The organism is Variovorax boronicumulans, assembly GCF_029892485.1.
Taxonomy (GTDB): domain Bacteria; phylum Pseudomonadota; class Gammaproteobacteria; order Burkholderiales; family Burkholderiaceae_C; genus Variovorax; species Variovorax boronicumulans_B.
In genome coordinates this window covers 62,504-82,117 of the sequence record NZ_JARXVG010000010.1, presented here as the reverse complement: position 1 = coordinate 82,117, position 19,614 = coordinate 62,504, and the positions used below count along the sequence as shown (strand labels likewise).

Below are 19,614 nucleotides of genomic sequence, written 5' to 3'. Positions count from 1 at the left end.
GCCCGCGCCGCGCGCGGGCCAACGGAAGGTTCGTGGCGTGCAATTTCTTCTGGCGTACCTGAGCATCCGCTCGCAGCGATGGCGAGGCGGCATCGCCGCTGCCGTCGCGGCGGTGGCGGCTCTGTGCTGCACGCTCGCCGGAACCGCAGCCTACGCCGCGCCCCCGCCCGGCGGCGCCGTGCTGCGCAACGTTGCCACCGCCACCTACGTGCCGGCCGGTCTCGCGCAGACCGAGACGGCCAGCTCCAACAGCGTCGTCGCCAGCGTGCTGCCGGTGGAGGCGCTGGTGCTCACGCACGACCAGTCGGTCAACCGTCCGCCGGCCTCCGTCGTCACGCTGAGCCACTTGCTCACCAACGCCGGCAACGTGCCGTCGAGCTACACCATCGGCCTGGTCAACAACGGCGCGGGCTGTCCGGCCGATACGCTCGATCTCTCGGCGCTTCGCGTGGTGCGCGACACCAACAACAACGGCGTGGTCGATGCGGCCGACCCGGTGCTGCCGCTGGGTGTCGGCGGCGCGATCGCGCTGCAGCCCGGCGAAACCGCCTCGCTGCTGGTGCAGGGCACCGTTCCCACCGCGGCCACCGGCAGTGCCTGCGTGGCGCTCAGCGCCACCACCGCGCTGCAGAACCTCGGCGCGGTCAACCGCGACACCGTCACCGCGGGCGACCTGGCGGTGCTCGCCCTCACCAAGTCCGCGAGCTATCCGGGCATCGTGGTTCCGGGCAGCACGCGCATCGACTTCACGGTGTCGGGCACCAACATCGGCGCGCGCGACGCGGCCCCCGGCAGCACCGCCGCGCCCACCGGCACGCCGGTGCTGGTGAACGGCACCGCCACCGCCCTGCTGCTGGTGCGCGACTTCGTGCCCACGGGCACGCGCTACATCGCAGGCAGCCTGCAGAGCACGGCGGCCGGCGCGGTGCGGCTGTTCCGGCTGCCGAACGATGCGGAGTTCAGCTACCGCACCGTGGACGACGCCTCGGCTGTCGAAGTGGCCATCGGCATACCGACCGCGCTGGCGCGCAATGCGTCGATCGCGATGCAGTTCGCGGTGCAGGTCGCCGCCGACCAGGCCGGCGACATCCGCAACACCGCGCAGGGCTACTACAACGACGGCGTGTCGCCGGCGGTGTCGCCATCGAACACCGTGGTCATCACCTCGAGCCAGACGCGCATCGGCGTGGCCAAGGCGGCTTCCACGCCGCGCATGAACCACGGCACCGACGGCCAGCTCGACGGCACCGCCACCGTGAGCTTCAGCGTCAACGTGCGCAACTACGGCGCCATGTGGCTCTACGGCGTGCAGGCGACCGACGTGATGGAGGGCGGCGGCACCACGCAGTTCGGCAGCTTCACGACGGCGGCGGTGCCGGCTGCGAACCAGTACACGATCGTGCCGGGCACGCTGGTCATCGCGAGCAACCAGGGCAACGGCGTGAGCGGCACCGTGGCCGCCGTCGACAGCGCATTCAACGGCACCGCCAGTGCGCAGAACCTGCTGGCGCCCGGGGCGGTGCTGCCGGTGGGTGCGCAGGTCACCGTGCGCTTCGACGTGCGCTTCAATGTCGGCGGCCGCGCCGCCACGCTCTACAACACCGCGCGCGCGCAGGGCGCGCTCACGCCGGGCGGCACGCCCGTGGCTTTCGACGACTCGGTCAACGGCAGCAACCCCGACGCCGACGGCGACGGCAATCCGAACAACGACAGCTCGCCCACGCCGGTCTCCACGCAGCTGCCCACGCTCTCGCTGGTCAAGACGGCCTCGGCACCGCGCCGCGTGTCGCAGGGCGTGTACGAGCTCGACTACCACCTCAAGGTGACCAACACCGGCGTTGCCGCAGCGCCGAACCTGCGCCTCATCGACAACCTGAACTGCACCTTCGACATGGACAAGTCCGACGGCCTCGTGGCCGCCTGGGAACTGACCGGTCCGCCGAAGGCGCGCAACGGCGTGCTCAATGCCGCGGGCGGCTTCACCGGCCGCGCCAGCTGCGACCGCGAAGCCCTCGCGAGCAGCGACCCCTTCAGGCTGCCGACCGAGGCCGTGCTGAGCCTGACCGACGGCAGCCGGGCGCTCGCGCCGGGCCAGAGCGAAGAGCTGTCGTTCACCGTGCGCATCACGCAGAAGCCCGCAGCCGTCGGCGGCCGCATGGCGATCACCAACAAGGGCTGGGCCGCGGCCTTCGACCAGAACACCGTCAACGTCACGCCGGCCATGCTGGTGGTGGCGAGTGCGAGCTCGGTGCAGTCGCTGCTGGTCGATCCGCAGGGCGTGGTCTACAACGCCGTCACGCGCGAGCCCGTGGCCGGCGCGGTCGTCACCTTCACGCGCCAGTCGTGCAGCAGCGGGGCGGTCACGCCGATCACCGCGGACCAGCTGTATGGCGGCTCGTCGGGCCTGTACACGGTGAATGCCAACGGCAGCGTCTCGATGGTCACCGGTGCCGACGGCGCCTACCAGTTCTACATGCAGTCGCCGCCGGTCACCGGCTCGTGCACCTATGCGATCGGCGTGGTGCCGCCGGCCGGCAGCGGTTATGTGGCGCCGTCGCAGCTCATCCCGGCCACGGCCGGCAGCTTCGGCCGCTGCGGCGCCGTCGTGCCCAATGCCGCGCCGCCGCAGGGCGCGGAACCGACCACCCATTACTTCTCGGTCAGCTCGGGCTTCGATGCATCGGGCGCAGCCTGCGACGTGGTGCACAACCACATCCCGCTCGATCCGGGCAATGTGCTCGGGCTGGTGCTGCGCAAGGAAGGCAGCAAGCGCCAGGTCGAGTTCGGCGACTTCATGGACTACGCGCTGGTCGTCACCAACAAGACGGGGTTTCCGGTCACCGGCGTGCGCCTGGCCGACACCCTGCCGCCGGGCTTTGCCTATGTGGCGAACAGCGTGCGCCTGAACGGTTCGGCCGCCGTCAACCCGGCCGGCGGCGCGGGCCCGCAACTGGTGTTCGACTATCCGGCGCTGAAGCTGGGCGTGGACCAGTCGGCCACGGTGCGCTATCGCGTGCGCATCGGCGTGGGCGCGCCCACCAACGGCGACGCGGTCAACCGCGCCCGTGCGAACTCGGGCCCGATGCAGTCGAACCTGGCCAACTGGACGGTGCGCGTAACCGGCGGCGTGTTCTCCGACGACGCCTTCCTGTTCGGCAAGGTCTACATGGACTGCAAGCGCGACGGCCGGCAGGAGGGCGACGACGAGATCGGCGTGCCTGGCGTGCGCCTCTACATGGAAGACGGCACCCACGTCATCACCGACGTGGAGGGCAAGTGGAGCCTCTACGGCCTGAAGCCCGTCACCCATGTGCTGCGCGTCGACCAGACCACGCTGCCCCGGGGCGCGCAGCTGGAGGTGCTCGACCACCGCAACGCCGGCCGCCCCGAAAGCCGCTTCGTCGACCTGAAGAAGGGCGAGTTCCACAAGGCCAACTTCATCGTGGGCAACTGCGACGCACCCGAGGTGATGAAGGACGTGATCGCGCGCCGCGCGGCCATCGCCGCCATTCCCGACACCGAGGCCGAGGCGCAGGTGCGCATGCGGCTGGACCCCGAAGGCAGGATCGTGCCGGTGGGCGATGTGCGCTCGCTGCCCGCCAGCGGCCAGGCCCTTGTAAGCGGCAGCACCGGCTCCACGATCGCCAGCTCGGCACCGCTGATCGCGATGCCCGTGGCGCCTTCCAATGCGAGCAGCTTCGTCAACGGCGCATCGAGCACCCTGAGCGGCACGCTCGGCGCCAGCGCCGCACCGGCGCCCACGCCCGCGGGCAGCCTGTTCTCCGCATTGAACGGCCTGCCCACCAATGCACAGGGCGCCTCGGCCACCGGCGGCGGCGCGACCGGCGTGGGCGCCTTCGCGAGCCGCCCGGTCAACACCAGCACCCAGATGCTGGAGCCGCGCGCCACCCCCCTGCTGCCTCAGGCCGCGCCCAGCCCCATCGAGCTCGAAGCGCTGCTGCCGCAGATCGAAGGCAACGCCCTGGGCTTCATCGACCTGAAGGACGGCGACACGCTGCCGGCCCAGTCGGTCAATGTGCGCGTCAAGGGCGAGGCGGGCCTTGCGCTGCGCCTGACGGTCAACGGCAAAGCCATCGAGGAGCGCCGCGTCGGCAAGAAGACCCAGCTCGATGCGAAGAAGCTCGGCGCATGGGAATACATCGGCGTGGTGCTGCAGCCCGGCGCCAACCGCCTTCAACTCGACGGCGTGGACCCCTTCGGCAATGCACGCGGCACCGCGCAGCAGATCACCGTGGTCGCGCCCGACAAGCTGGGCGCCATCCAGATCGAGCTGCCCCCGTCGGCGCAGGCGGACCTGCGCACACCCGTCATCGTGAAGGTGCGCCTGACCGATGCCGCCGGCGTGCCCGTGACCGCGCGCACCCAGCTCACGCTGGAGACCGACCGCGGCCGCTGGCTCGACGAAGACCTGAACCCCGCCGAGCCGGGCACCCAGGTCTTCATGGAAGGCGGCACGGCGGAGTTCCGCCTGCTGCCGCCCGGCGAGCCCGGCGATGCGCGCCTGCGCGTGACGGCCGGCAGCTTCGTGAAGGAAGTGCGCCTGGCCCTGCTGCCCGAGATGCGGCCGATGATCGGCGTGGGCATCGTCGAAGGCGTGCTCGACCTGACGAAGCGCGGCGGCGTGCCGCTGGGCGCGATGCCTGCCGGCGCCGCCTTCGAGGCCGAGCTCACCGGCCTGGCCGACGAGAGCAACAAGAACCGCCGGGCCGCCGCCCGCACCGCCTTCTTCTTCAAGGGCACCGTCAAGGGCGAGTACCTGCTCACCGCCGCCTACGACTCGAACAAGACGCGCGACGACCGCCTGTTCCGCGACATCCGCCCCGACGAGTTCTATCCCGTGTACGGCGATTCGTCGGTCAAGGGCTTCGACGCGCAAAGCACGCAGAAGCTCTATGTGCGCATCGACAAAAACCGCTCCTACCTGCTGTACGGCGACTTCACCACCGCCAGCAGCACCGAGGTGCGCAACCTGAGCCAGAACAACCGCGCGCTCACGGGCCTCAAGCATGTCTACGACGACGGCAACGTGCGCGCCACCAGCTTCTTCTCGCGCACCGCGCAGACGCAGCAGGTGGAAGAGTTCCGCGCGGTCGGCACCTCGGGCCCGTACTACCTGAGCGCCACGGGCGGCGAGTTCGTGGACAACAGCGAACAGGTCGAGGTGGTGGTGCGCGACCGCAACCAGCCCAACCTGGTGCTGCAGCGCACGACGGTGGCGCGCTTCGTGGACTACACCATCGAGCCGCTCACCCGCCGCATCCTGTTCACGCATGCGATCTCCTCGGTCGATGCGAACCTCAATCCGCAGTCGATCCGCGTGACCTACGAGGTGGACGCGGGCGGCCCCAAGTTCACCGTGGCCGGCACCGACGTGCAGGTGAAGGTCACCGACAACCTGCAGCTGGGCGTGGTCGTGAGCACCGACGAGAACCCCGAGAACCGCCGCAAGCTCGGCGCGCTCACCGCCATCGCGCGCGTGGGCGACAACACCACCATGGCCGGCGAATGGGTGCGCACCGAGTCCGACAAGAACGGCAAGGGCAGCGGCGGCCGCGTGGAGCTGCGCCACCAGACTGAAGACCTCGCCGTGGTGGCGTTGGCCAGCAAGACCAGCACCGGCTTCGACAACCCCGGCGCGAGCTTCTCCGCCGGCCGCGCCGAGGCTTCGGCGCGCGCCGAGTACCGCGTCGATGCCAGCACCGCGGTGCGCGGCGAGGCGCTCTTCAGCCAGGACGCGCTGCTCGGCGGCACCCGCCGCGGCTTCACCGCCAGCGTGCAGAAGAAGCTCGGCGAACAGCTGGTTGCCGAAGTGGGCCTGCGCCACGGCCAGAGCGGTGCGGGCCTGGGCACCAGCTCGGGCTTCGACTACGGCCAGATCTCCACCTACAGCGGCAACCTGGGCAGCGGCGTGGGTGCCGGCAACGTCACCGCGCTGGGCGCCGCGGCCACCGCCAATGCGAATGCCGAAGACCTGACGACCGTGCGCGCGCGCATCTCGGCCCAGGTGCCGGGCCTGCCGCAGGCCAATGTGTTCGTCGAGGGCGAGCAGGACATCCACAAGTCCGACCGCCACGTGCTGGCCATCGGCGGCAACTACGCCGTGAGCGACAAGACGCGCATCTACGGCCGCTACGAGCTGGTTTCCAGCCTCTACGGCCAGGACGAACTGGGCACCACCGGATCGAACAACGTCGGCATCCTGGGCATCGAGAGCAGCTACATGGAAGGCGGCCGCGTGTACAGCGAGTACCGCCTGGCCGACAGCATCGACGGCCGCGCTGCGCAGGCGGCCACCGGCGTGCGCAACACCTTCAAGCTCAACGACCAGTGGCGCCTGACCGGCGGCATCGAGCACACGCGCCAGCTCGGCGGCCTGGCCAACAGCGGCAACACCGGCACCGGCTACTCGAGCGCGACCGGCCTGGGCCAGTCCACCGCCATCACCGGCGGCGTCGAGTACAGCACCGAGCGCATCAAGGCGAGCGGCGTGCTCGAAGGCCGGCGCGGCGACGATGCGAACACGCGCCTCTTCAGCGCCGGCTTCGGCTACAAGATCGACCGCTCCTGGAGCATGCTCGCGCGCAGCGTGATGAGCGACAGCGAAGGGCAGGGCACCAACGCGGGCAACGCGCACCACCTCGCGCGCCACCAGGTCGGGCTGGCCTATCGCCCGGTCGATACCGACACCTGGAATGCGCTGATGCGCTACGAGCGCCGTTCGGAGCGGGTGGAGGGCACGGGCAGCTCGACCGGCGCGCTCGACGGCGCGAGCGTCTTCGGTTCGGGTTCGGGCAACGCCAGCCTGCCCGGCAGCACCAGCGCCGACATCGTCTCGGCCCACCTCAACTACAACCCGCGGCCCGGCACCGTGATCAACGGACGCTATGCGGCCAAGTGGTCGCGCGCCGACGACGGCCTGCTCAAGAGCACCTACTGGGCCCACCTGCTGCAGGCGCGCTACACGCAGGACATCGACAAGGACTGGGACTTCGGCATCCAGGCCGGCGTGCTGTACGGCAAGGGCGGCGCGCTGCAGAAGACGCTGGGCGTCGAAGTGGGCTACCAGGTCATGGCGAACCTGTGGGTCTCGGCGGGCTACAACGTCGTCGGCCTCAAGGACCGCGACCTCACGGCCAACGAGTACACCAGCAAGGGCGCGTACATCCGCCTGCGCTTCAAGTTCGACGAGACGGGGCTCGGCTTCCCCTCGGCCGGCGCTGCCACTGCAAACCCGGCGGCCCGCCCATGACAAGAAATGATTCGGCCGCCATGGCAGGACAGATGACTCACACCCTCTTTTCGAGCGTCCTGCGCAGGTGCGTGCTGCCTGTGCTGTTCGCATGGCTGGCACTGCTGGCGCTGCTGGCATCGGCGCCGTCGCTGGCCGGGCAGGGCACCTGCACGCCGCAATCGGGCTACAACACTTGCGTGACGGTGACCTACTCCGGCGGCGACCAGAGCTTCACTGTGCCGACCGGCGTGAGCTCGGTGTTCATCAAGGCCTGGGGCGCGGGCGGCGGCGGACCCAACAGCAGCTACTTCCCCACGCAGCGCGGCGGCGGCGGCGGCGGGTTTGCCTCCGGCACGCTGACGGTGACGGCCGGCACCGCGCTGGGCGTTCGCGTGGGCGAGGGCGGCGGCGTCAACGACACCTCGACGACCTACGGCGGTGGCGGTGCGGGCGGCACCTCGCAGGCCACGGCCATCGGTTCGAGCGGCGGCGGCCTGTCAGGCGTGTTCGCAACCACGAGCTACACCCAGGGCAACGCGCGGCTCATCGCCGGCGGCGGCGGTGGCTCGTCGCCAGGGGCTGACGTGGGCACGCCCGCCGGCGGCGGCGGCGGGGGCACGAGCGGAGCCGACGACGGCGTGACCGCCAGCGGGCGGCCCGGCACCCAGGCGGGTGGCGGCGCGGCCGGTTCGGGCGGCACCTGCAACCTCGGCGCGCCGACGGCCGGCGCCGCGCTGCAGGGCGGCAACGGCGGCTCCACCAACGAGAACCAGAACGAAGGCGGCGGCGGTGGCGGTGGCGGCTACTTCGGCGGCGGCGGCGGCCTGTGCCAGGGCAGTTCGCCCAACGGCATGGGCGGCGGGGGCTCCGGCTACACGGGGGGCGTCACCGGTGCGACGTCGGCGGCGGGATCGATCTCGCTCTCCAACAATACCGGCGGTGCGGCGGCCACCACGAGCGACACCCACTACACGGCTGGCATCGGCACCGGCGGTGGTGGCGATGCCAGCGGCGGCAACGGCCTGGTGGTGATCCAGTTCAACGCGCCGCTGTCGGTCGCGCTGAGCAAGACGGCCCCGGCGACCGTGGCGCCGGGCGCAGCCATCGCCTACGTCCTGAGCCTCGCCAACGGCAGCCCCGCAACCACCGGCACGTCGATGGTCGTGCGCGAGCAGCTTCCGCCGGGCGTGGTCGCCACCTCGGTGGCCGCGGGCACCGGCGTCACCTCCGTGAGCTGCGGCACGCTCCCGAGCGCCGCCGGCGCTGCACTGACCTGCACGATGACGCTGCCGGCCGCCGGCATTCCCGCCAACGGCGGTGTGCGCAGCTTCACGCTCAATGCGACGGCGCCGCTGGTGGCCGCGGGCACGGTGCTCACCAACTATGCGAACAGCAACGTGGCCGGCACCGGAACCCCGGCCACGGCACCGGGCGCGGCCTGCACCTCCGACGCCACGGTGAGCTGCGCCAGCGCCGCCACCACCGTGGTGGCCGGCGCCGCCGTCCTGGCGCGTTCGGGCGAACGCACCGTCACCGACAACCAGGTGGCCAACGGCAGTGCGCAGGACGTGCTCGAAGCCATCGTGCGCGACGCGGCCGACAACCCGGTGGCCGGCACGGTGGTGACCTTCGGCGCCACCGCCAACGTGGCCTTCAACGGCGGCGCGGTCGGCGCGGCCGGCACTTGCACCACCGCCGCCAACGGCCTGTGCCAGGTCACCGCGACCAGCACCGTGGCCGGGGCCAAGAGCAGCGCGGTCAGCATCCCGGCCGGCGTGCTGACCGGCGTCTTCACCGCGGGCGGCCAGAGCTATGGCGCGAGCCCGGCGGCCTACAGCTTCGTGGTCGGCGCGGCGAGCGCCGCGCAATCGGGCCTGCGCGTCGTCACCGACGGCCAGCTGGCCAACGGCACGGCGCAGGACGTGCTGCAGGCCTTCGTGCGCGATGCGGGCGGCAACCTGGTCGGTGCCGGCGTGATCGTGAGCTTCGGCGCGACGCCCGGTGTGGCCTTCAACGGCGGCGCCGTGGGCGCGGCAGGCAGCTGCACCACCACCGCCGCGAGCCTCTGCCAGGTGACGGCAACGAGCACCTTGGCGGCCACCTACAGCAGCACCGCGGTCACAGTGGGTGGTGTGGCACTGGGCGGCAGCTTCACGGCCAGCGGCAACAGCTACCTGCCGAGCCCGCAGGCCTACAGGTTCCTGGCGCTGCCGACGGTGACGATCCGCAAGATCTCGCTCAACGGCATCGGCAGCTTCGACTTCACCGGCAGCAACGGACTCGCAGCCCAGAGCATTGCCACCACCGCGGCCGGCACGGCCGCCAGCGCGCCGACGCAGACGCTCACCGCCGCGAACACGGCCACCACCATCACCGAGGGCGTGCCGCCCGCGGGCTACACGCTGACCGCCGCCTCCTGCACCGGCCTGCCGACCAATGGCACCGCCACGCTCTCGGGCCGCACGCTCACGCTCAATGCCGCGGCCACGGCGCCGGGCACCGACCTGGTCTGCACCTTCACCAACACCGGCGACACCGGCACCACGTCGCCACCGATTCCGCCGACGGTGAGCTGCCTCTCGAACGCCGCCATCTTCAACACCGCCTACAACGGCATCAACGGCCCGCCGCTGAGCAGCGGCCGCGACACGGTGTGGGAATCGGGCGAAGGCGCCACCAGCGGCGGGCCCGGCACCGTGGCCTCGTGGCAGCGCGCCTACGTGGGCAACAAGGCCCCGGGCGCGTGGATCAATTCACCCTTCGGCAACGCCAACTGGAATTCGAACTACAACCCCAACCACGCGGGCAACGTCGACGTCTACCACCGCTTCACCTTCAACATGGCGGCCTCGGTCAACCCGGCGACCTTCTCGCTGAAGCTGGACTTCTATTCCGACAACTCGGTGGCGGAAGTGTTCGTCAACGGCGTGCTGCAGACCGTGCCCGGCGTGCCGCAGGGCGGCGGCGATCCCTACAACTTCCGCGGCTACCAGGCGGGCCAGCAGGCGAGCGCGACGCTCTCGAGCAACTGGCGCGTGGGCAGCAACACGGTGGTGGTGCACATCAAGAGCGGGGCGAACGCCGAAGGCTTCCTGGCGCAGGCGACCACCACCGCAGTCTGCACGCCGCCGACCGTGGTGCTGTCGAAGACCACCACCGGCGGCGCCGGCGGCCCCTTCAACTTCACGCTGAGCAACACCACCCAGACCAACGGCGTGGTCAGCACCGTGGCCGCGGGGACGGCGGTGCAGGTGGACGGCAACACGGCGACGGCCGGCACGCAGCCTTTCTCGGCCACGACCCAGGGCGCCGCGATCACCATCGCCGAGCCGGCGGTGCCGGGCTGGAACCTGGCAGGCGCGACCTGCACCGATGCCGGCACGCCCGTCGGCAGCCTGGGCAGCGGCACCGATGCGCGCACCTACACGATTCCCGCGGCCAGCGTGCAGTACGGCAGGCCGCTGGTGTGCACCTTCACCAATGCGGCCTCGGCCACGGTGACGGTCAGCAAGGTGAGCAACGGCGGCGCCGGCCCCTTCGGCTTCACCGGCAGCAACGGCCTGGCGGCGCAGACGATCACCACCGTCACCGCCGGCACCGCCGTCGCGGGTGCGATCCAGACGCTGACCGCGCCCGGCGTGGCCACCACCATCACCGAAGACCCGCTGCCCGCCAACTACGCGCTCACCGGCGTGAGCTGCACGGGCCTGGGCGCGGGCGGCACCGCCACGCCCGACCTGCCCAACCGCAAGGTGACGCTCGATGCGGCCGCCACTGTGGCGGGCAGCAACATCGCCTGCACCTTCACCAACACTTTCACGCCGCCGTTCCCCCGGCTGCGGATCGTGAAGACCACCACCGGCGGCAGCGGCACCAACCTGTTCGGCTTTGCGCTCAGCGGGCTCTCGGCCTCGACCGACAGCATCACCGTGACCGGTGCCGGCACCGCCAGCGGCGCGGCCAACCTGACCGGCACGGCCGGCCAGCTGGCGAAGATCACGGAAAGCGTGCCCACCGGCTGGCCCGCCAACCCGGTCAGCGCGAGTTGCCTGGACGCGGCCAGCGCCACGCCCACCGTGACCTTCGGCACGCTGGTGGGCAACGAGCTCACCGTTCCCGCGGCCAACATGGTGGCCGGCGCCAACATCACCTGTACCTTCGTCAACAGCTTCGGCTTCAGCGTGACGGGCCGCGTGTTCCTCGACAACGGCACGGGCTCGGGCGTGGCGAACGACGGCCTGGTCAACGGCACCGAAGGCGGCATCGCCGGCGTGGGCGTGCGGCTGACCAACTGCGGCGCCACGGTGCTGTCGACAGCCACCACCGACGGCGCCGGCAACTACGCGCTCGCCGTGCCCTTCGCCACCGCCGCGAACGCACCGCTGTGCGTGGAAGAGACCAACACCGCTTCGCGCCTGTCGACCGGCGCCTCGTTCGGCAGCGTGGCGCTGCCCTCGGGCTCGGCGGTGGCGAGCGGCGGCACGAGCTACACCTATACGCGCACCGGCACGCCCGACCGCATCGCCTTCACCTGGAACGGCACGGGCCATGCGGGCCTGAATTTCGGCGACGTGGACCGCAACACCTTCGCGGCCGATGGCGCCAAGAGCGGCATGCCGGGCAGCACCGTCAGCTATGCCCACACCTTCATCGCGCGGACCGGCGGCACGGTGCGCTTCGGCATCTCCAGCTCGGTCGATTCGCCGGCCGTGAGCGGCTGGAACGGAAAGATCTTTGCCGACACCGGCTGCACCGGCGCGCAGCAGCCCGGTGCCGCGCTGCTGTATCCGCCGTCGGCACCGCTCACGGTGGTGGCGGGGCAGAACGTCTGCATCGTGATGCAGGAGTTCATTCCCGCCAACGCGGCCAACGGCAACAACAACCAGAGCACGGTGCAGGCCAGCTTCGACTTCACCAACGCCGGCCCCGCGCTGAGTGCGAGCTACACGGTGCTGGACACCACGACCGTCTCGAACAGCGCGCTGGAGCTCAGGAAGGAAGTGCGCAACGTCACGCAGGGCGCGGGCTTCGGCGTGAACAACCAGGCCAAGTCGGGCGAGACGCTGGAGTACCGCGTCACCTACACCAACAACGGAACCTCGCCGATCTCGGGCATGACGGTCAACGACACGACGCCCCAGTACACCAGCTTCGTGGCCGCGCAGGCCGGCACCACGCCCGCCTCGCTGACCGCCTGCAGCAAGAACACGCCGGCCAATGCGGCGCCCGCGCCTGCGGTGCTTTGCACCGCCTCCCAGTCGGCGGGCGGCACCGGCGGGCTGCGCTGGTCGTTCACCGGTTCGCTCGCGCCGGGTGGCACGGGGGCGGTGCTGTTCAGCGTGAAGGTGGACTGAGAGGCCGGGCCTTCAATCGGCGGAGTCAGCGGAATTGGCGGGTTCCGGCTCCGGCGCTTCCTGGAAGTTCAGTCTTTCGCCGGCCAGCCAGACGTAGAGCTCGATCCGTTCGGCATCGCTCACCTTCTTGGGCCGCGCGGCCATTTCTTCCAGCTTGACCAGCACTTCGCCCACGGTGGGGTGCACCTTCTTCGTCAGGTGCATCGGCATCTCGGCCCACTTGGGCCCGGCACCGGTGGCCAGCCATCGGGCATTGACCCGGAAGTAATCGGCGATGGTGAACAGGTGGGTCGACTCGATCCCCCTGTTCCGGCCCGATAGCCAGTTGGTGATTGCCGCGCGCGTCACCCCGCAGCGGCGGGCGAGGTCGGCCTGCCACCCCCGGTTGATGTCCGCCGTGAGTTCCTTCAGGCGCTCCGTGAAAGTGCCGCTCATGGCTGTCGCCCTGCGGTTTCGCCGCGAGGTATCGACAGTGCAGGGAGGCGTGGGAAGCGCTGCGGCGATGCGGGCCGGACCAGGTGCCCCGAGCGATCGGAGCGGCCTGTGAAGGCGAAAAACAGTTGGGACATGGGATCCAGGGTTGAGGACATTTCCGAGACGCTCCTCTGCCAGGCTCTTCGGCCTTCGGCTGCTCTGATGTTCCCCGCTATTGTCCACGCGGACTGTTATTTCACATCATCAATTTGCGATATCCGTAACTGAATGGTCGGAGATTCGCGGTCTCGCCTCCGCGTCGATCAGGCATCGCTACGCAGCAGCATCTGCGTGAGCGTGTCGCCGACTCTCCGCAGGGCGCTTGCCGGCGGATGCGGGTATCCACCATGTTTTTAGTTAAGTTGGATAACTATTCTGAGCGGCGCTTTGTGCATGCCGACACATCCGCCTCTCTGAAAGTTTCATGGGTCGACATCCAGCGCCTCCGAAGATTAATTAACAAATGGAGATATCTATGGAACGCAAGACACGGAACGCCTTGTGGGCGAGCGTGGTGGCCGCAATCGCGGTTGGCGGTTGCGGCGGTGGAAGCGGCGGCGGGGGCTTCAGCGGCTTCCCGGTGATCACGCCGCCCCCCGCACCGGCACCCGCACCGGCACCGGCCCCTGCACCGACAGGACTGATCAACACCCCCGACGAGGCCGGCGGCTGCGCGGCCGTGGCAGGTCTTTCGGCCGCACTGTCGGCCACCGGCCGGACCGTGAGCATCACCTCGACCAAGATTGCCAGGACGACCGCGACCGATGCGAGCGGCAATGCGCAGAGTTATTGCGCGGTCACCGGCACCATCAATGGCGGACGCCAGGGCTTCAAGGCCAGCGGCCAGACCGATGCGCAGTCCACCTATGCGATCGCCTTCCAGATCAACCTGCCGACCTCGTGGAACGGCCGCATGTTCTTCAGCGGCGGCGGCGGCAGCGATGGCTCCATTCCCGACACGACCGGCACCATCACCGCCGGAGAGGCGGTGCAGCCGCTGCTCGCGGGCTATGCCACGGTGTCCAACGACAGCGGCCACAGCAACGCGACCAACTTCGATCCCAACAATGCGGGCACGGCGGCCTTCGGCCTCGATCCCCAGGCGCGCGTGGACTTCGGCTACAACGCCATCGGCCAGACCAAGCAACTGGCCAACCAGCTGCTCGCGCGCTACTACGGCAAGAAGCAGGACTACGCCTATTTCATGGGCTGCTCCGAAGGCGGGCGCGAAGCCATGATGGTGTCGCAGCGCTTCGGCGACGAGTTCGACGGCGTCGTCGCCGGCGACCCGGGCTCCGACCTGCCCAAGGCCTGGCTCGCGGAAGCGTGGGACACGCAGCAGTTCGCCGCCGCTGCCGCAGCGCAGGGCTTCTTCGAAACCACCGGCGCCGGCGCGGGCACGACGCCGTTGCTCAATGCGGCGCTGACCGGGCCGCAATGGAGCACCATGCGAACGGCCATCCTCGCCAAGTGCGATGCCGACGATGGGCTGGTCGACGGCATGATCAACAAGTCCTGCACCTTCGATGTGAGCACCCTGGCCTGCGGCGCGGCGGGTGCGCCGGGCGCGCCCAACTGCCTTGCGCCCGCGCAAGTGAGCGCGATGCAGAAGGTCATGCGCGGCCCGAAGAACGGCGCGGGCGATGCCCTCTACGCCGACTGGCCCTGGGATGCCGGCATCGGCGCCGGCGGCTGGCTGGCCTGGAAGACCGGGCAACCGGCCACCACCGGCACCAACACCGCGATCAACGTGACCCTCGGCGGCGGCGCGGGCCCGCTGATCTTCACGACGCCGCCGACGCAGGGCCTGTCGAGCGCGAACGCGCTGGTGCAGTACCAGCTGAACTTCGACTGGAACGCCGATGCAGCCAGGATCATGGCCACGGACATGCTCTACACCGAGTCGGCATACAGCTTCATGGGTACGCACTCGAGCGACATGTCGAGGTTCAAGGCCAAGGGCGGCAAGCTGATCCTCTACCACGGCACCAGCGACCCTGTCTTCTCCTTCAACTACACGGCCAAGTGGGTGGATTCATTGTCCGGAAACGCAGCCAACGGCACGGTGAAGGATTTCGTGCGCCTGTTCGGCGTTCCCGGCATGAACCACTGCTCGGGCGGGCCCGCCACCGACAGCTTCCCGGTGTTCAGTGCGGCGGTCGATTGGGTGGAGAAAGGCAAGGCGCCGGACCGCCTGATCGCGAGCTCGCGCGCAGCGAATGCCGACACCGCGGCCTGGGCGTCGATGCTGCCCGCCGGCGCGGCCACGCGGGTGAGGCCGTTGTGCCCCTACCCGCAGTACGCGAAGTTCGTGGGCGACACCGGCACCACGCCGTCCGCGCGTGCGGAGCAGAACGACCCGGACAAGTTCGTCTGCACCAACTGATCCACGGCGGCGCGCGGCGGCCATGTGCCGGTCGTACGCCGCGCGCCGCATGCAGGCCGGCAGCTACACTGCCGGCCTGCATGACGGCCCGCACCCCCAATCCCTCGCCTGAGCCTGCCCCTCACCCCGTGCGTGGCGGCCTCCAGGACGAGCGCTTGCGGTGCCTGCTCGGCTACAGCCTGGCGCAGGCCACGATCCCGACCGCGAACCTGTACCGCAAGCATGTCGGCGAGACTTTCAGCCTGCGGCCCGTCGAGTACTCGCTGCTGGTGCTGCTGGACGCCAACCCGGATGCGACGCCCAAGCAGTTGGCCAAGACGCTCAGCGTTTCGGTGCCCTACCTCACGGTCACGCTCGACCGGCTCGAAGAGCGCGGCCTTCTCGGCCGAAGCCGCAGCGAAGTGGACCGGCGCTCGGCCAACGTCCGGCTCACCCGCAGCGGCCGCGAACTGGTGCGCAAGGCAGAAGCCGTGGCGACAGGCATGGAGAGCGAGCTGCTCTCGCACCTGAGCCCGGGGGAACGGGCGCTCCTTTTCGAACTGCTCGATCGCCTGGCCACGCACCGTCGGGTCTGAGAGGCGGAGCCCTTTGCCTTGTCGAAGCCGGCGCTGGCTCAGTCTCCGTCCTTGGGCAATGCGCTTTCCAGCGACTCATTCACTTTCTCCAGCTTCTTGCTGGAGGCCGTGAGCTGCTTTTCGAGTTGGCTCGTCTGTTGCACCGCCCGATGCGCATCGGGCGACAGCGCGTCCTTGGGCACTTTCATGTCCAGAACCGTGTGCACGACGGCCAGTTCGTCCGCAGCAGCCTGGACAGCCTTTGTCGCCTGCTTGTTCTCCTTCAGGGCCTTGGCCAGGCCGGTCGCATTCTTCGCGCTCGAAGACCGTGTCTGCTTTTGCATGACATTCCTTGTAGCTGGCAACAATTCGGATGCTATTCAAAAATCAACACGCCTCGGACAAGTTGCGCTTATGGCCTACAGGCATTGCGCGACAGCCCCGTATAAATGGTGACTACGCGGTCTGCAACTCGATACAACACTGAAGAACAGCGCCTCCGCGCATCGCCATGCCGCTGACAACCATCCTTGTCGAAGACAGCAAGACCATCAGGGACAACCTGATTCCGGCACTGGAAGAGCTTGCCGATGCCGATGTCGTGGCCACTGCGGAGACGGCGAGCGAGGCCATTGCCATTCTTGAAAAACTCGACGACACGTGGCAGCTGGCCGTGGTCGATCTTTTCCTGCGTGAGGGCTCCGGCCTGACGGTCCTGCGGGCTTGCCAGGGGCGCTCCGCGCATCAGCGCGTGGTGGTGTTGACGAACTACCCTTCCGACGAGATGCGGCGCCGAAGCCTGGCACTGGGTGCCGATGCGATCTTCGACAAATCGACGGAACTCGATCAGTTCTTCGGATGGTGCGCCTTGTCCTAGGAGGGTGCTTTCGGGTTCGCGTCTGGCGCGGGGAGCGATGCCGAGAAAGTGGTGCCTGAGAGGTCGCTCGAATCCACCGTCACCGTGCCGCCATGGGCCTTGGCAATTTCCATGATGATGAAGAGGCCGAGGCCGACGCTTCGGCCGGTGCTGGCAACCGTCCCGCGCACCATGGGCTGGAACAGGGTCGAGAGCAGATCGGCGGGAATGGCCGGTCCCCAGTTGTGCACGGCGATCTCGATGCCCCGATCCAGCACCGACGTCGTTACGGTGACATCCCTGGCCACATCGCCATAGGCCACGGCGTTTGCCACCAGGTTGCCCACGAGCTGCGACAGCCGGTCCGGATCGACGCTGCACTCCCCATGGCCCTGCGTTTCATGGCGCAGCGTTCGTCCGGGAAACGACAGCGCAAGCTCGGCCAGGCTCTGCGCCACGACTTCGTGCAGATCGACGGGCCGGGCGTTGATAGCGATGCCCTTTCCCACGCGAGCGACTGTGAAGTCCAGCAGGTCGGAGACGAGCCGGTTCGCGCGGTCCACCGATTGCGCCATTCGCGACAGCACGCGTGCCTGGTTGTCCGTCGGTGCATGGCGAAAAAGCAGCTGGATGCCGGTGTTCACCGCGGACAGCGGATTGCGCAGGTCGTGGCTCACGATGCCGATCATCTGCTCGGCGAACAGAGCCCGGTCCTTCGTCTCGACCTGGAGGCGTTCCACGACCGCAACATGCGCCTCGAGCTTCTTTCGGGACAGCAGCAGCTCCTGCTCGTACTTGTCCCGGTCGCGCGCAACGAACGCGGCCACTTCCTGGGTGTGGTTCGGGCCATGCCCATGGCGAACGACGTTCAGCACCATCGGCACCGCGCTTCCATCCCGATGCCTCACGTCGAGCTTCAGTTCGGAGATCGAACCCTGCATCTCCAGCAGCGGCGTCCAGTGCGTCTGGTGAAAGATGCGCGCGCCCATGGTCAGCAGATCCTGGAGCCGCTTCTTGCCGACCAGTTCTTCCCTGGCATAGCCCAACCACACGCAGAACGGCTTGTTCACGCGAAGGAAGACACCCTTCGCATCCGTCTGCATCAGCCCGCAGGGTGCTGCGTCGAGGAGCTCTTCGCGGTCGGTCTCGGGCGTGGACACGATGGCCTAGAGCCCGTGCTGCAAGAGGAAGGAATCGATCGCATCGGTGCTGGCGCCGGGCCGGCTCAGATGCGGGCAATGCCCGACGTTCTCGATGATCCGGAGCATGCTGTTCGGCATCACCTTGTGCATGTATTCGCCGACCGCGACCGGAGCGATCAGGTCTTCGTCGCACTGGAGAATGAGCGACGGCGTCTGCAGCTTCGCAATCGCGGACCGGTGGTCCGACAGGAAGGTCACGCGCGCGAAATGTTTCGCGATCTCCGGGTCGGTGCGGCAGAAGCTGTTGGTCAGCTCGACGCCGAGCTCGGGTTGGTCGGGCGCGCCCATGATGGCCGGCGCCATCGTGCTCGACCACCCGAGGTAATTGCTCTCCAGGGTTTGCAGCAGCGAGTCGATGTCGGCGCGCTCGAAACCGCCGATGTAGTCGCCGTCGTTGATGTAGCAGGGCGACGGTCCCACCATGGCGTGCGCCGCGACGGCGCCTGGATGGGCCAGGTCCGCGAGGACGCCGATCATGGCGCTCACCGAATGTCCGACGAACACGGCCGGGCCTTCCCTGTACGCCGCCACGATCTCGGCCACGTCCTGGGCATGGCCGTCGAGCGTTGCGTACTTGTCGGGATCGAAGGCCGACAGGTCCGAGCTGCCGCTGCCGACGAGATCGAAGACCACGGTCTTGTAGCGCTTGCGGTATTCGGGTTCGAGCAGGCGCCACATGTTCTGGTCGCACCCGAATCCATGGGCGAAGAAAAGGGTCGCGGGACCGCTTCCGGCTGCATGGATGCTGTGACGTTGCTGCAGATTCATGAAGAAGGCTTTCTCGAACCGTGTGGTTGCTGGCAAGGGAGGGGCCGCGGGGCGCATGCGCGATGAAGCGGGAAGGACTGCGGGAGAACAGGCGATCGTCGGCGCGGATCGCGCCAGGGCCGCAGGGTGGGGGATATCGAGAGCCCGGGCCTCGTTGCCGGGGCCCCTCGACGCTTCCATTGTGACGCCTGAAGCACCGACGCGCATCGACGGGGGCACTGCCCATTGGCGTGAAGCTACACTCCAGCGCCCACGGCCGCCCCTGGTCGGTCGTCGGGCCATAAGGAAAAGACTCTTTTCAGATCAAGGAATTACTGAGTGAACCGCATCGAACTTGTCGAAAAAATCTCCGGCGAGCACGCCGTCAGCAAAGCAGAAGCTGCTCGAATCCTCGAGACGGTGACCAGCACGATCGTTGCTGCCGTGAAGAAGGGCGATCCCGTCCAGTTGGTGGGCTTCGGCACCTTCAAGCAGGTTGCCCGGGCCGCGCGCACGGGCTTCAACCCGCAAGCTGGCACGAAGATCAAGATCGCCGCACAGAAGGTTCCGAAGTTCGTCCCGGGCGCGGCATTCAAGGCGGCCGTCGATCCCAAGGCGGCCAAGCGCAAGGCCGACAAGGCGGTGAGCGCGAAGCCGGCTGCGAAGCCTGCCGCGAAGCCGGTTGCCAAGAAGGCGCCAGCCAAGAAGAAGTGATCTCTTGCGCAGCACGCGCTGCGGAATGATCCAACGGCCTTCGGGCCGTTTTTTTTCGGCCGCGCTTCCCCCCCG

10 protein-coding genes are annotated in these 19,614 nt (G+C 69.0%); 6 read left to right on the top strand and 4 right to left on the bottom strand.

All coding sequences use genetic code 11. The features are described 5' to 3' along the window. Positions 1 to 37: 37 nt before the first annotated feature. Together M2282_RS21955 and M2282_RS21950 are read left to right on the top strand one after the other, a co-directional pair. A complete protein-coding gene (locus M2282_RS21955) occupies positions 38 to 7,270 on the top strand; it encodes a hypothetical protein (protein WP_280810883.1) in 7,233 nt (2,410 codons plus the stop codon). Between the two features lie 32 nt (positions 7,271 to 7,302). Next, positions 7,303 to 12,606 (top strand): beta strand repeat-containing protein, encoded by a 5,304-nt coding sequence (locus M2282_RS21950; protein WP_280810882.1) that lies wholly within the window; start codon positions 7,303 to 7,305, stop codon positions 12,604 to 12,606. A gap of 12 nt (positions 12,607 to 12,618) precedes the next feature. Here M2282_RS21950 and M2282_RS21945 read toward each other — a convergent pair whose 3' ends face one another. Then, complete coding sequence (locus M2282_RS21945) at positions 12,619 to 13,041, bottom strand: helix-turn-helix domain-containing protein (protein WP_280810881.1); 423 nt, start codon at positions 13,039 to 13,041, stop codon at positions 12,619 to 12,621. 514 nt (positions 13,042 to 13,555) lie between these two features. Between M2282_RS21945 and M2282_RS21940 the strand changes: the two genes are divergently transcribed. Together M2282_RS21940 and M2282_RS21935 are read left to right on the top strand one after the other, a co-directional pair. Next, entirely contained in the window at positions 13,556 to 15,466 is a 1,911-nt protein-coding gene (locus M2282_RS21940) for a tannase/feruloyl esterase family alpha/beta hydrolase (RefSeq protein WP_280810880.1), read from the top strand. An 80-nt stretch (positions 15,467 to 15,546) separates the two neighbouring features. Beyond that, a complete protein-coding gene (locus M2282_RS21935; protein WP_280810879.1) occupies positions 15,547 to 16,041 on the top strand; it encodes a MarR family winged helix-turn-helix transcriptional regulator in 495 nt (164 codons plus the stop codon). A gap of 38 nt (positions 16,042 to 16,079) precedes the next feature. Here M2282_RS21935 and M2282_RS21930 read toward each other — a convergent pair whose 3' ends face one another. Further along, positions 16,080 to 16,364, bottom strand: a complete 285-nt coding sequence (locus tag M2282_RS21930) for a hypothetical protein (protein ID WP_280810878.1) — start codon at positions 16,362 to 16,364, stop codon at positions 16,080 to 16,082. A 167-nt stretch (positions 16,365 to 16,531) separates the two neighbouring features. Between M2282_RS21930 and M2282_RS21925 the strand changes: the two genes are divergently transcribed. Then, positions 16,532 to 16,897 carry a response regulator transcription factor gene (locus tag M2282_RS21925; protein WP_280810877.1) on the top strand — a complete coding sequence of 122 codons (366 nt, stop codon included), beginning with the start codon at positions 16,532 to 16,534 and terminating at the stop codon, positions 16,895 to 16,897. On the opposite strand, the gene M2282_RS21920 is transcribed toward M2282_RS21925, so the two are convergent. After that, positions 16,894 to 18,036, bottom strand: coding sequence for a two-component system sensor histidine kinase NtrB (locus M2282_RS21920; RefSeq protein ID WP_280810876.1), 1,143 nt, complete (start codon positions 18,034 to 18,036; stop codon positions 16,894 to 16,896). The two genes, M2282_RS21925 and M2282_RS21920, sit on opposite strands and share 4 nt — an antisense overlap. Before the next feature lie 6 nt (positions 18,037 to 18,042). Then, on the bottom strand, positions 18,043 to 18,846 hold the full coding sequence (locus tag M2282_RS21915; protein ID WP_280810875.1) for an alpha/beta fold hydrolase: 804 nt from the start codon (positions 18,844 to 18,846) through the stop codon (positions 18,043 to 18,045). Between the two features lie 318 nt (positions 18,847 to 19,164). Here M2282_RS21915 and M2282_RS21910 point away from each other — a divergent pair, with 318 nt between their 5' ends. Then, positions 19,165 to 19,539 carry an HU family DNA-binding protein gene (locus M2282_RS21910; RefSeq protein ID WP_280810874.1) on the top strand — a complete coding sequence of 125 codons (375 nt, stop codon included), beginning with the start codon at positions 19,165 to 19,167 and terminating at the stop codon, positions 19,537 to 19,539. The last annotated feature ends 75 nt before the right edge of the window (positions 19,540 to 19,614 follow it).